Below are 11,850 nucleotides of genomic sequence, written 5' to 3'. Positions count from 1 at the left end.
CCCGCTCGAAGCGGTCCATGCTCTTGTCTCCCGGTCGCTTCGAGGGCTTTCCGGGCAGAGCGGCGCCAGCCTCCACCTCGGATCGTTTTTCAGAGTAAGGCGTGAGTTCGGTACTCCAGGGCCGAGGATGCCCCGGCTCTGATGGGTCATCCGGACCGCCGGCACCTACGCGCGGGTCAGTCATGCTCGTGTCCTCCTGCGGTAACCGGTAGAACCTGATGAACTTCGACGCAATGCTGGCAACGAAGATACTCGAATCGATCACAAGCGTGGTATCGGGGACCTTAGACTGCACCGCAAACTTCTGGTCAACACGCACTTTAAGAACAGATGTGTCCAGATGTGGTCATATACCTTCTGTCTGTGACCGAAAGTACCTACCATGAACACGCGTGTTCCCGCTAGTATTCGGGCCGTCTTTCCATGAAGGCGTTTGCATGCCGTTGTAGCGGCTGACCAGTTCAAATGAGGAGTTCAGGGTGATCCAGATGAAGCACAAGACATATGTCGCTGACAAGCTCAGAGCGCTCGCATTGCTACGCAAGGATCTACCGCCGACGTGTACTTACGTCCCCTCGCGCAACTGAACCCAGTCGGACGGAAGGAGAGGGCACATGGCGCAAACCACGACGTTCACCATGCGTATCAGCCAGAAAGATCACGACCTGTTGACCGGATTGGCTGCGATCCTGAACATGACCACGGCCGAACTTGCGCGCACGATCATGAGCGAGGGCATCCGCGAACGCCTAGACCCAGATGCCATCGACCGGCGCATCGAAGCCGAGCGTCAGAGGCAGAAGCAGGCGGCTGACGAGATTCGGAAGCGAGCAGCGGCACACGCGGCCGCCGACTCCGGGCAAGATTGCGGGAACGACTGAGGCCGACGCAGATAAGGGGCCGCTGGCAAACACTGCCGGCGGCCCCTTTCGTATGACTGCATGCCAGTCCGGGATGTCTGTAGACACTCGAGGGCTACTCGAACGGTCACCCTCATGTGTCGTATCGAACACAGTTGTGCTCGAGGTGAACACAAGTGTTATCGTCCCGTACGTGTGGAGCACCCGCCACACGGAAGATGACTCGAGAGCATCGAAAGGGACGCCAATGTCCAACGATCCGGCAGACCTCGGATCCCAGGGCTTCGAGCCCACGCAGCACCGCGTAGTTGGCCAGGAGGCAGACGGTTCGAAAACCCAGACCACACGCCGGCGCCCGGCCTGGCGAACATGGTGCGCCGGATGGGTCTGTCCCGCTACATTGCGCGGTGCGATCCTGGCGGCGGTTGTGGGAGGCGTGATCGTCGTAGGCGGAGACAGGCAGCTCACACACGTCGAACAGGCCAGCGACATTCCGCCGGTGCACGTCATCATCGACGCCCCTGCACCGACCTGCCGCTTGTAGCCCGCAATCCGCGCGGTGAGGTCCAGCACGGGGAAGTTATGCACCCACCGCAACCAGTGAAGCCCCCGGCCTGATGGCCGGGGGCTTCACTGGTTGTCGAGGGCAGGTCAGTTAGCCGCGTGCGGGGGTGTAGATGCCGGCCTGGTGATGCGCGGGCGTCGGGCGCCCGCGTGCACGAGCTGGCGCTCGTGGAAGGACTGCGCGGCCTCTCGGCCGCGTGGCCCTGGGGTGGGTCGGCCTGCATTGTGTTTCCGCGCCCCTCCAGCGTCAAGGGCGCTCCTGCGTCGCGTCGGCTATCGCCGATGGCCTAACGGCCACCCTTGACCCTGGAGCCTCTACGCGGAAAAGGCAGGCCTTATCGGGCAGGCGGTGCCTGCCCGCCTCATGGTGCAGACCGACCCACCCCAGGGGCCAAAAAGCAGCGGCTACCGCCGAGCCAGCGGGTGCGGCCAGGGATGGTGCAAAAGGTGTAACCCCCGGATCGGTCGGCGGCAGCCCGTGTCCGTGTGCGCATCGGGCTAGCGCTGGGTAACGCCGGGCTGTGTGCCGGGGTACCCCGGGTCTGGTGCTTATTCGGGCACAGTGGCGGGCCGGACTTCTCGGACGAACCAGGCCGGCGCGAGTACGGCGTCGACGTAAGCCGCGGCCTCCCCCGCCAACGGGCACACATCGGCGTCGACAAACACCGTCCGCTGCTCCTGGCCGTCGCGCTGCTCGATGACGACGAGGTACTGCGTCGCCTGCTCGTTGAGCATGGGTCCGTCCTCCTGACGTGTTTTGTCGGACGTAAATCATGCGCCGTCATCGGAAAGTTGCCCTGGATGCAAGAGGTATGACCGGTGTGGCGAAGCGCGATGGAGGGGTGTGGGAGTCATCGAGGGTGAGCAGCGAAGCGGACGGGTAGCGATGCGTTGAGCCCCGGGTGTTGGAGCAGGGGGTTGTGATGCACCGGTTTCGCTGGCCGGTGAGCCGTACCCTCGGGGCATGGAGTCCCCGCGCTGTCCGCGTTGCGGCGGGCTGATCGCCCGCGCTCGGCGCGGCCGGCCGCGCGTGTGGTGCTCGGATGACTGCCGACGCCGCGGGCACGAGCGCGGCGACCGTGTGCATGTGCGGGAACGGGTTGTCACGCACGAAACCGAGATCCTCGTCCCCCGCACCCCGGACGACGCGGTCGCGCTGGTGCTGTCCGATCGCGATGCCACTGTCGCGCTGCTGGCCGAACTGCGCCGCCGGATCGCGACCACACCGATCACCACGGACCTCGAGCGAGTGACAGTGCGCCTCGTGCGCCAGGAGCTGACCGAGCTGACCTCAGCCTGCCAGCGGGCTCTGGCCGACTACGCAGCCCCGCAGTCCGGCACTCCCGTCGCGCGCTTGGCCGGTGCAGACCTCGCCCCAGGACTCCAGCGAGCCGAACGCCGACGCCGCAAGCGAACGCGATAGGCGTGGCTGCGTTTACCGCAGGCTATCGAGGATGCTGCGGAGTTCGGCTATGTCAGCGTTGCTGAAGTAGTACTCGATGTCGCCGAGCTCGCCGCGGCTCGCTGTCGAGCGCAGCAGCGCCAGCAGCCATTGGTCGAGGACAGCACGGGTATCGCCGGGGTTGTAGCCCTCGCCGGCCAGCAGCTGCACCACCGCGTGAGCGGAGTGGAGTGGCGGGTCCTTCATCGGCACACGTCGAGTGTGTACTCGATGCATGCAACCTACTGACCAATGGCGGTGCGCTCGCTGCGGCCGGGTGGAAATCATCGAATGGGATGAGGATCTGGGCCAACGGTCCGGCTTGCCGGATGTTGTCCTCGGCGACGACGGCGAGGCCGTGCTGCTGTGCGACGACTGCTCGCTAGATCCCTGCTGAATCGTCCAGTTCCGGCCCGGGCTGCGGCACGGGCTGCGGCTCGGCCGGTGCGCCTGGCAGGCCCACGGTCGCCCGGATTTGCTCCGGGACGCCGCCAGGGTCGATGTCGTAGCGCTGGCAGGCTTCGGCAACGAATTGGGCGATGACCTCCGGCGCGGTCCCCCGGTGGAGAGCGCCTTGGAACTCGCCGATCAGCTCGTGCAGACGTATTACGGCACGCTGCTCGGCAGCTGCCCAAGCGTAAGCGGCGTCACGGGCGCGCTTTCGGCCCTTGGCCTCCGCGAGATCCCGACCGGCCTTACGGCGCATCGACGCCGGTGGTGGCGCCGAGGCCGGCGCGGGTGGTCGCTGAGGTCGACTCGATACGGTGGCGGGATCAGGTCGTGCGGGGGCCGCCCAGAACTCCTCGTCGTCGTTGAGCGTGGATTGCTTGCGGGGCGGTTCTTCCGCCGTGGTCATACCGTCGTCCGTCCGAGCATGAGCCCGGCCAGCGGCCGGATCACGTCTGCGGCGAGTACTCGGATTTTGGCCTCTTTGGCCTGGTCGAGAGCGACGCCGTTGTCGATGTTGTCCTTGATGCCGGTCCACAGTGGAATGCGGTATTCCATCCACAGCGGCACACCGGGGAAATGCTTCGCCATGCCCTGGCTGATCTCGTCGGCGTTGCGCTTGTCCGACGCGGTGCCGCGCCAGCCGTTGACCACCGCACCGAGGATCTCCAGGTGCGGATTGTGGTAGTTGCGGACGTTGACGATCGTCTTGCCCAGTAGCGCGAGCCCGTCCGCGGACCACTTGTCCGCCTCGGTCACCAGCATGGTCTTGCGCGCCGCGACGAGTGAGTTGATCAGCATCAGCCCCAGGGTCGGCGGGTTGTCGATGAGGATCAGGTCGTAGTCGCCGAGGACCGGCGCGATGGCCTCACGCAAGCGGTGCTCGCGGCCGTACTCCGCTGCTATGACCTTGCGCTCCGCTACCGAGAGAGTGTGACCTCCGGGAGCTACGTCGAGGCCGTCCCAGATGCTCGGCACGATCACTTCGCGCAGTGTGACATCGGTGTCCGGGGTGATGGCGTCGGCCAGGCGTACTTGGCCGGCGGGGATCGGTGTTCGAATCAGCGAGCCGGTCGTGTTGCCTTGCGGGTCCATATCCACGACCAGGACGCGGGCACCGTAGTCCCGGACGGCGGAACGGCCCAGGCAGATCGTGGCGGTTGTCTTGCCGACCCCGCCTTTCTGGTTCGCGATCGCGATGACTTCGGCGTCCGCCATGGGATTTCTCCGGATCTCGTTTCGTCGGCGGGGGCGCGTGTCTCCCGTGGATCGCCTGCACGATGACACATTCCAGGCCGGATCGCGAGCGGACACGCAGGCGCGCGGCAAAGCGGACGCATGTCCTCCTGGACACGTGGCCTCGCGTACGTGTACACGCGCGCACGCGTGGACGCGCGCACGCGAGCACGTGAGCACGTGAGCGCGCATGCGGGAGCGCGTCCGCGCGTCCGCGTATCCGTACGGCCGCAGGGACGAGAGGACGCGCATAGCTGAGAACCGGCTGAACCCGTGGATTACCGCTTTACCTGCGCGAAAGGGCTGTCAGGAAATCCTTACGTGAGGTAGAATGTAAGGAAATCCTGACACCTACCCGAAGGGGAAACCGATGAGTCGGAGCACCGACGACGGCGAGCACGAGGGCTGGATCCTGTACCTGTTCGCAGACGGCGCCGGGGGAGGAGGATTCGACCGCGGACGGATGCCGGTGCTCTACACCCCGGACGGCGAACCGCGCGACTACGGCTTGGGTGAGCCGCGTGAGCTGCGCGACTTCGATGAGGTGGTCGCCTGGCAGATGGCGTGTGTGGAGGAGGGCACCGACCGGATCCACTGGCGCGGCCCGCGCTGGACCCGCGTCGAGCCGGCCGAGAACGAGAATCTCGCCGCCCGCTGTGCCCGCCTCGACAAGTTCGCGGACCCCAGCGCGGAGGTCGAGGATGCCGTCTATGCGGACTGGTATGCCCACATCCGTCCGGCCGTCGCGGTCTCCCCTGTGCGCCAGGCCGCCGCCGAAGTCGCCGCCGCGCAAGCCAAGCTCACCGACGCGGTACGCCAGGCCCGCATCGACGGTGCCTCCTGGGCCGACATCGGCACCGCGACGGGCATGACCCGCCAGTCCGCGCACGAGCGCTGGTCCAAGCTCGTCGCCGACATCCCTTCCCCGCAGCACTCTCGATCGGGGTGGCCGGTGGAAATCGGCCCCGGCCAACCTCAACCCTGCGGGAGGCCGGCCGCGTACCGCGTCGAGGGTTACAGCGCCCGCGACGGGCAGCTGCACGGCTCTCTCGATGCCATCGTCTACGCCTGCGCCGAGCACCACGACGCCGCGCGATCCGACTGGCTGGAAGGACTGGCTCCGCACAGCTCTTCCCGCTCGGATTCGGACATCGAGATGGCCTGCGGCTACTCGGTCGACTACCGCAAGATGTCCTCGCCCAAGCAGTAAGCGCCGCGGGCCCGTACTGGTTGCTGGCCGCCGATAAGGCCCGCTTATCGGCGGTCAGAAACACGCCACCCTGTCAGTGTTCGAAGTCGCGTGCAGTAATGCTCGAAGTCCTGTTCAGCTGACTGAGAGGCCGCGCGAAATTGTCAGCGGCGTGACCTGCGGATACCGCATGGCGGGGTCCGCGGCGGGCCGGGGCGGGACTCCAGGCCTTCGAGGGTGCCATCGCTGATCCGGTCGGCTGCGCCCCGATCTCCGCCTACACCCGGTAGGCGTGTTCTGTCATTCTGAAGCGCCCTCATAGGTAGCCTCTGAATGCGACGAATGACGCGGAAGGAACGACTCTTCTCGCGGCATTCGAGTGCGTGAAAGGGCCGAGCAGGGCAACTGGCCGGTGATCATCTCGAGGCTGGATTCCGTCGACGAGAAGAGGACCACTACATGCGCTTTCGTCATGCAATCGCATCCATGAGCAAAATCGGTCTGGCGGCCGGTGCCACCGCAGCGCTGGTCATAGGCCTGTCTACCAGCGCGCAGGCGGCCACGGGGACGTTAGGTTTCTCCGAGGTCGACGGGGACAAACTTCAGTACATAGATCCGCCGGACAATGTCTGTGTCGCTCTGCCATACCCTGTGGACAAAGTCGACAACGGCACGGACAAGACCGCGCTTCTCTACCTCGGCAGTGACTGCGAGCACTTCGCCATGAGCGTGGACGCCGGTCGCAGCGTGTCCAACCTCTCACAGCTCCCAGTCTCCGCAGGTATCGAATCAGTGCAGTTCACCGACTGAGCAGGCGATAGCCACCGGCTCGAGAACCTGCTCGGGCGGGCGGTTCGGGATCACCTCGGCCAGGCGGAATGGAGGCCGAGGTGTGCCCGTGGAACGGGACTGTCGAATTTCGGGCAGCCCCGGGCCGCACCCCATTCGTCGCTACGAGCGACCACTCGCCGAGAGACGCTTGTTGGACGTCGACTGTCTTGGAACAACCAGCGCCAGCGCCGAAATCGGCGGCGCCCGGCGCTAGCGGATGTGGGTCGGTCGGTGGCCGGTGAGCACCGACCACCGACCACCGATGAACGCCCCACACCGATACATGCGTGGCGGGGAAACGATGCCGGTACCTACTCCGGCTCGCTGCGACCGTGAGGGTGGTACTCCTGGTAATGGACCAGCAAGTGGCTTTCCGACAAAGCCTGCTTGCCGCAGATACGGCACCTGAGGTGCGCATCCGGATCGTCTGAGTCGCTCAAAATGATCACTCCTTCTTCGGTTCATCCGGTTCCGGGAAACAGCGATCTAGCAGTCCCGAGATTACAGCCCACCGGGATGGCGGCTTGTATGAACGGCACTCTCACTCATCCGAGATCGGGGCCCGTGGGGAATGACTGTCGGAAACCGGCGGGGGACTGAGCGCTCTGGCAACGCTGACTTCCCGGCCACCCGCTACCCCTGTGCTGAAGACGAGTACGAGCTGAATGACCGGTGCTGCCGAGAAGTTCGAGACACGCCGACGATCGCTAGTCCTGTTCAGCCGCACCAGTATTCGCAGGTCGGCGCTGAACAGGACTCCGGACATCGACACACCCGGTTCGTTGCGATGCCGGGGGAGATGGGGTAGAGCGACCCGCCGAGCACGCGCCGCGGCCCGGCGCCGCGCGGGAGCCCCGCCGCTCGGGGTCTCGGTAGCATTCGCCGAGAATCGGGCGGATATGGCGAATGCTACGGAGACCCCTTATTGCCCAACGCGCACAACGGGTTTCGCTCAGCGAACCGACTGCTAGCTGGCCGGATCCGTCCTGTGCAACCCTGATTCCCGGCAGCGACTGTCAGTCGGGGTGGTCATCGAGATCAGGTGATGCGTTACTCGTGTCCAGCGTGGATCGCGAAGGGGGACTGTGGTCATGCCAACTGCCCGCAGCGCAGTCGCGTACTTGGCGGGTTTCATTTATTCACCAAGGAGTGTTGAGATGTCGACTACAGATGGCCCGTCGCTGCCGACCGAAGTGCAGACACCGTTCGGGCGTCAACCGGTACTCCAAGCAGTCCGAGACGAGCAGAACCTCATCGTCCCCCCAGGGCGCAAGCTCGCTGACGGAGCGGGCCCAGGAGGTGCGCTCGAAATCGGTGGAAACGTCAGTTCGATCTGGTGGGGCTTTACTCACTGGATTACCCATGGGGGAGGTGTATTCATCACCACTGACTCGATTCCGGGTGTGAACCGGTTCAGTCAGGTGTCGGTATCGATTACCGAAGTCGATACCAACAACGACTTCCCCTTCGTCGGGTCGGCCGCCCTGTTTGTATACAACGTCGCCCCGCACGATGGCGGGACTGTCACCGTTGCCTGGGGGACCGGCTGGGAATCATCGATCCACGTCCGGCTCAACTACATCGTCGTCAACTGAAATCCCCAGCCTTCTTGACGCCAGTCCTGCTTACGGGGGGCCAGATGGACCAGAATGATCCACAATCTGGAAGGTCCGTCAGGCATCGATAACTTTGCGGCCAACGGAGTGGGTCGCGTTCGATAGCAGCCGCACCAACTTCGTTGGCTTGCCTCGCAATCGCTGCTGGAGCCGGGAGCGGAACGGCGCCGCTGAACAGCGGATTCGCCATATCCGCCCGATTCTCGGCGAATGCTACCGAGACCCCCGCTCGCGACGATCAGCCTTCCGGGTCCGGCTCGTCCGGTACGGGTTCCGGACTCCGCGGCGGTTGCCTCAGCATTCGGGCTGTAACCGAGAAGACAACCAGTATCACGGCCATCATGATCCCCGTTCCTGAGAGCATCAAAACCCGATATGAAGCCGTCTTCATGGACCCGTTCAGCATGGCGACGAAAAGGACTACCAGCAGGTAAGCGCAGACCAGAGCAAATGCCCCTCCCAGCACTTCGAGGATGTGCTGGGACAGCCAGACGGCGATGTACTTTCGTCGGCTCTCCTCGCGCGCGGCGTTGAGTTGCTTGAGCAGCCGCAGTTCCCGCTGTATCGCCGCCTCGATGACATGCTCGGTATCGAGCTCACCGAGCTCTTCGCGGATCTCGGCGAGCTGCTTCAACCGCTCGTGCGGCAGCTTGCGCCCCACCCGGATCGACACCCACCCGGCCCAGAACCCGACAACGATCGTCGCCACACCCGCGAACCAGTTCGTCATGCCATGCCACCCCCGCGCAAGTTCCCGCCGAATACTACGGCGAACCGCGATACGACGACAGGCCCGCGTATCGAGGTCAGAATCGAGGCTCCGAGAGCACCCAATCCGGGTCGAAATCCGGGTGGTCGCGCCAGATCCCGGCGATGGCACGCAGGGTCGGAATGCGCTCGAGGCGCGACCGCTCCGCGTCGGACCTCTCTCCGATCAAATGCGTCAGCTCGCCCTCGTACTCCAGCACCGACAGCACCGCGGTGCGTAACGCCGCGACGTAGCGCTCGCGGCCGGCGTCGCGCTCGTCCTCGGCCAGGCGCGCGACGATGAACCGCTCGATGCGCGGCGCGGGCTCGGTCATGCCGTTGATCCTCCTGGAGGTCAGGCTGGATAAGGCAGATCCAGCGCGGCGAGTACTCGACGGCGCAAATCTTCGGCCCGTACCTTCTGCTTCTCGTTGTAGGCGGTCAGGCCCGGGCCGAGCATCGCTCGGTTGAGAATCTGGGTGCGCTCTTCAGCGGACAAGTCTTCGGGCAGGGTTGCGGCGAGCCGGGCCCGTCGTTCAGCTGCTCCCAGCCGGCCAATCTCGGCCATGATCTCAGCTGGCACCCTGCCGCCACGTTGGCTTTGGGTGATGACGGACTGAACTCTTGCCGCTGCACCACGCCGGCCGCGCCAGGCCTGCGCTGCGGAGAACCCTTCCGGGGTGATGTGCGTCCAGGACCAGGCCGTGATCGAGTCGATCATGCGCGCAACGATCACCGGATCGACAGGTTCAGGCATCGTAGCTGCGAGCTGTGCCGCGAAACACTCGACATCACTACGCCATTCGCCGGGATCAGTGAAGTTCCGGCGGCGGCTGTACGCGGTCTTCCGTATCTGAGTGAACAGCTCGGCTTCGTAAAGCGCGCCGGGTACGACATCGGTTTCCTCGGCGGCGGCGAGCTGGTGAAGCTGCGCGTTGGTCAAGATCTCGCGCAGTTCGGGCTCGCCGCGAAGCAGCACGTTGGTCGCCGCCGCGTAGTCGCGATCGAGCGGTGTCCGGCAGCCGATACATCCCCAGATCCGCACTTGCACAGCGTGTTTCCCGGATTTGTACTCGCATATCGGACAGATTCGGGAACTGTGCTCCGCGGGCACTGCGCCGATGCTGGCGCCGGATCTCCGGCCGGCCTTCTCCAGCTCGGCGACGAATCGCTGCCAGTCGGCGAGAACCTCGCCGCGGGCGTTGGCCTTGCGGCTGAAATCCAAGCGCTCGACCCATACCGCATCGCATGATCGCGCGATCCGTCGCGCCGCCGCGCTGATCGCACTGGTGTCGTTTGTGCCGATCCGGAAGTCGAGGATCTCGCGGGCGCCGTCGGAGTAGACGACCGCGGCCGGCCGCAGTATCCCGAGGTCGATTCCCGCTGATCGGCCAAGGCCGGGCAAGACGGACGTGCGCATACCCCGGGATTGTGGCAGCAGCCACCGACATGGAGAGGGTGATTCAGCTGGCCTGAGCGTGCACCCTCGCGGCGCGCAGCAGCGCCGATACCGATCCGATCGAGATTCCCAGCTCTTCGGCGATCCGGGCATACGTCAGGCCGGATGCTCGCAGCTCAGCAGCCCGCAACGCTTTCGCACGAGCCCTCGCCTCGAAATCCTCGCGGGGTTCAGCGATGAGTCGCTGGATCGTCCGGGTGGACGCTCCATACTGCTCGGCGAGCTCCCGAGCGGTTTTCGTGCGTCGAACTGGGTTCCTGGCGGCCATGACTACGCCTCCTCCAGCGCTGCGGCAACGATTGCACCCATATCGTATTTCGTCGCACGGACACGGTTGGCCTCCCGCTTCGCCTCCGAGCTCACCTGTCCGCCTTTTCGGCCTCGCTCGGCGAGCTCGCCGGCGGTGAGCTTCGCCGTTGTGATCCGGCCGCCTTTTCGGCTTCGCTCGGTGAGTTCGTCGGCCGTGAGCTTCGCGGTGGTGGCCTGTCCGCCCTTACGGCCGCGGATGGTCTGGATCTCGCTGAAGGTGTGGTGGATATGCCGCCAGGTCCACGTCGCCACCGACCGACCGAGCTGGTTGACTTCGCCGGCGAGCAGCGGCCCATTGGTGAATGCGGGGCCGATGAGCTCGACGTTGCGGTCCCACGCGTAGTCCTGAACGACCTGCAGCCAGCTGGTCAGCTGGTCATAGTCGCCGCGGCGGCGGTAGGACCACTTTCGGGTGAGGTCGAACAGGTCGACGTTGCGGCCGGTGCCGCTGGTGCGGAGCTTCTTGCGGCGTTCGGTCGTTGTTTTGAACTTCGGCAACGCCTTCAGCCGGTCGAGCGGGTCAGCCAAGTCCTTCAGCTTGTAGACCGCGTGCTCCGGGCCCCACAGGGTCAGATGTTCGACGTGGGTCGGGTTCTTGGTGGTCCGGCCCCCGTAGGCCACATCCCCGGCGAGGACATCGTTGAGGCCGGCCTCGATCCGGGCGAGCAGGTTCACCGGCCCGCGCCGCGCGGCGTCGGTCAGGATGACCGGGGTCTCCAACGCGTACACGATCTGCCCGGACCTCGTAATCGGGTTCAACGCGACGTACGAGGGCTGCGGCAGCCCCGCGTGCGCGACGATCTCATCCGCCATACCGCCGTCATGATCGGTGATCACCAGGCTCTTCAACGCCAGCGGATTCGACTCGATGTAGGGAAGCTTGAGCGCGCGCTCCCGCGACATCCGGTAGTAGCCACCGTGCTTGGTCTTTCCCGCCAACGGGCGCCGGGGTAGCCAATGCTCCTCGAACGGCAGTGGGAGCCAGTCGGCGTCGAGCTCCCACTCGTCCAGTTCGGTCTGCATGATCACGCAGTCTGCCTCGAGATCTTCGATTGATAAGGTACGACACGCCAACAAACCGAGCCCAATCCGGTAGTTCCGGGTTCGCGCACTGGTAACTGGGAATTTGTTGATAGCAGACGAGTTCATGC

Annotated in this window: 15 protein-coding genes; 5 read left to right on the top strand and 10 right to left on the bottom strand. The window is 65.1% G+C overall.

What is annotated here, in order from left to right; all coding sequences use genetic code 11:
* A partial coding sequence (locus tag ON39_RS50270) for a hypothetical protein (RefSeq protein ID WP_218006199.1) occupies positions 1 to 319 on the bottom strand: 319 nt, incomplete at its 3' end.
* Between the two features lie 295 nt (positions 320 to 614).
* Between ON39_RS50270 and ON39_RS39500 the strand changes: the two genes are divergently transcribed.
* Positions 615 to 881, top strand: coding sequence for a DUF6290 family protein (locus ON39_RS39500; protein WP_040741876.1), 267 nt, complete (start codon positions 615 to 617; stop codon positions 879 to 881).
* A gap of 1,092 nt (positions 882 to 1,973) precedes the next feature.
* Here the strand turns inward: ON39_RS39500 and ON39_RS39495 are convergent.
* Positions 1,974 to 2,159: a hypothetical protein gene (locus ON39_RS39495; RefSeq protein WP_040741874.1), complete on the bottom strand. Its 186-nt coding sequence runs from the start codon at positions 2,157 to 2,159 to the stop codon at positions 1,974 to 1,976.
* A 352-nt stretch (positions 2,160 to 2,511) separates the two neighbouring features.
* Here ON39_RS39495 and ON39_RS39490 point away from each other — a divergent pair, with 352 nt between their 5' ends.
* Positions 2,512 to 2,847: a hypothetical protein gene (locus ON39_RS39490; RefSeq protein ID WP_146251468.1), complete on the top strand. Its 336-nt coding sequence runs from the start codon at positions 2,512 to 2,514 to the stop codon at positions 2,845 to 2,847.
* Between the two features lie 12 nt (positions 2,848 to 2,859).
* Here the strand turns inward: ON39_RS39490 and ON39_RS39485 are convergent, their stop codons facing one another.
* From ON39_RS39485 to ON39_RS39475, 3 genes are all read right to left on the bottom strand, one after another.
* On the bottom strand, positions 2,860 to 3,072 hold the full coding sequence (locus ON39_RS39485; RefSeq protein WP_040741869.1) for a hypothetical protein: 213 nt from the start codon (positions 3,070 to 3,072) through the stop codon (positions 2,860 to 2,862).
* A 175-nt stretch (positions 3,073 to 3,247) separates the two neighbouring features.
* Positions 3,248 to 3,721: a hypothetical protein gene (locus ON39_RS39480; RefSeq protein WP_146251469.1), complete on the bottom strand. Its 474-nt coding sequence runs from the start codon at positions 3,719 to 3,721 to the stop codon at positions 3,248 to 3,250.
* On the bottom strand, positions 3,718 to 4,530 hold the full coding sequence (locus ON39_RS39475) for a ParA family protein (RefSeq protein WP_040741866.1): 813 nt from the start codon (positions 4,528 to 4,530) through the stop codon (positions 3,718 to 3,720). The genes ON39_RS39480 and ON39_RS39475 overlap by 4 nt, the downstream gene beginning before the upstream one ends.
* Positions 4,531 to 4,918: 388 nt before the next feature.
* Here ON39_RS39475 and ON39_RS46440 point away from each other — a divergent pair, with 388 nt between their 5' ends.
* The 3 genes from ON39_RS46440 (at position 4,919) to ON39_RS49305 (ending at position 8,163) form a co-directional block, all read left to right on the top strand.
* A complete protein-coding gene (locus tag ON39_RS46440; RefSeq protein WP_051187686.1) occupies positions 4,919 to 5,758 on the top strand; it encodes a hypothetical protein in 840 nt (279 codons plus the stop codon).
* 465 nt (positions 5,759 to 6,223) lie between these two features.
* Positions 6,224 to 6,547 (top strand): hypothetical protein, encoded by a 324-nt coding sequence (locus tag ON39_RS39465; RefSeq protein ID WP_040741864.1) that lies wholly within the window; start codon positions 6,224 to 6,226, stop codon positions 6,545 to 6,547.
* Positions 6,548 to 7,725: 1,178 nt separating this feature from the next.
* Complete coding sequence (locus ON39_RS49305; RefSeq protein WP_146251470.1) at positions 7,726 to 8,163, top strand: hypothetical protein; 438 nt, start codon at positions 7,726 to 7,728, stop codon at positions 8,161 to 8,163.
* 259 nt (positions 8,164 to 8,422) lie between these two features.
* Here ON39_RS49305 and ON39_RS39455 read toward each other — a convergent pair whose 3' ends face one another.
* The 5 genes from ON39_RS39455 to ON39_RS39435 all read right to left on the bottom strand — a co-directional run bounded on the left by ON39_RS39455 (position 8,423) and on the right by ON39_RS39435 (position 11,722).
* Entirely contained in the window at positions 8,423 to 8,914 is a 492-nt protein-coding gene (locus ON39_RS39455; RefSeq protein WP_040741863.1) for a hypothetical protein, read from the bottom strand.
* 76 nt (positions 8,915 to 8,990) lie between these two features.
* Positions 8,991 to 9,266, bottom strand: coding sequence for a hypothetical protein (locus ON39_RS39450; protein WP_040741861.1), 276 nt, complete (start codon positions 9,264 to 9,266; stop codon positions 8,991 to 8,993).
* Positions 9,267 to 9,286: 20 nt separating this feature from the next.
* On the bottom strand, positions 9,287 to 10,351 hold the full coding sequence (locus ON39_RS39445) for a zinc ribbon domain-containing protein (RefSeq protein WP_040741859.1): 1,065 nt from the start codon (positions 10,349 to 10,351) through the stop codon (positions 9,287 to 9,289).
* A 43-nt stretch (positions 10,352 to 10,394) separates the two neighbouring features.
* Positions 10,395 to 10,658 carry a sigma factor-like helix-turn-helix DNA-binding protein gene (locus tag ON39_RS39440; protein WP_040741857.1) on the bottom strand — a complete coding sequence of 88 codons (264 nt, stop codon included), beginning with the start codon at positions 10,656 to 10,658 and terminating at the stop codon, positions 10,395 to 10,397.
* Positions 10,659 to 10,660: 2 nt separating this feature from the next.
* Positions 10,661 to 11,722, bottom strand: a complete 1,062-nt coding sequence (locus tag ON39_RS39435; RefSeq protein ID WP_169335954.1) for a replication initiation protein — start codon at positions 11,720 to 11,722, stop codon at positions 10,661 to 10,663.
* Between the last annotated feature and the right edge of the window lie 128 nt (positions 11,723 to 11,850).

This window comes from Nocardia tenerifensis NBRC 101015 (assembly GCF_000308715.1).
GTDB classification, from domain to species: Bacteria; Actinomycetota; Actinomycetes; order Mycobacteriales; family Mycobacteriaceae; genus Nocardia; species Nocardia tenerifensis.
This window is presented reverse-complemented; position numbering and strand designations above follow the sequence as displayed.

Bases quoted from the DNA above. Each gene is read 5' to 3' on its own strand.
- ON39_RS46440 (WP_051187686.1), top strand. From the start codon at position 4,919: ATGAGTCGGAGCACCGACGACGGCGAGCACGAGGGCTGGATCCTGTAC.
- ON39_RS39495 (WP_040741874.1), bottom strand. From the start codon at position 2,159: ATGCTCAACGAGCAGGCGACGCAGTACCTCGTCGTCATCGAGCAGCGC.
- ON39_RS39435 (WP_169335954.1), bottom strand. From the start codon at position 11,722: ATGCAGACCGAACTGGACGAGTGGGAGCTCGACGCCGACTGGCTCCCA.
- ON39_RS39485 (WP_040741869.1), bottom strand. From the start codon at position 3,072: ATGAAGGACCCGCCACTCCACTCCGCTCACGCGGTGGTGCAGCTGCTG.
- ON39_RS39450 (WP_040741861.1), bottom strand. From the start codon at position 9,266: ATGACCGAGCCCGCGCCGCGCATCGAGCGGTTCATCGTCGCGCGCCTG.
- ON39_RS39445 (WP_040741859.1), bottom strand. From the start codon at position 10,351: ATGCGCACGTCCGTCTTGCCCGGCCTTGGCCGATCAGCGGGAATCGAC.
- ON39_RS39480 (WP_146251469.1), bottom strand. From the start codon at position 3,721: ATGACCACGGCGGAAGAACCGCCCCGCAAGCAATCCACGCTCAACGAC.
- ON39_RS39465 (WP_040741864.1), top strand. From the start codon at position 6,224: ATGAGCAAAATCGGTCTGGCGGCCGGTGCCACCGCAGCGCTGGTCATA.
- ON39_RS39475 (WP_040741866.1), bottom strand. From the start codon at position 4,530: ATGGCGGACGCCGAAGTCATCGCGATCGCGAACCAGAAAGGCGGGGTC.
- ON39_RS39455 (WP_040741863.1), bottom strand. From the start codon at position 8,914: ATGACGAACTGGTTCGCGGGTGTGGCGACGATCGTTGTCGGGTTCTGG.
- ON39_RS49305 (WP_146251470.1), top strand. From the start codon at position 7,726: ATGTCGACTACAGATGGCCCGTCGCTGCCGACCGAAGTGCAGACACCG.
- ON39_RS39440 (WP_040741857.1), bottom strand. From the start codon at position 10,658: ATGGCCGCCAGGAACCCAGTTCGACGCACGAAAACCGCTCGGGAGCTC.
- ON39_RS39500 (WP_040741876.1), top strand. From the start codon at position 615: ATGGCGCAAACCACGACGTTCACCATGCGTATCAGCCAGAAAGATCAC.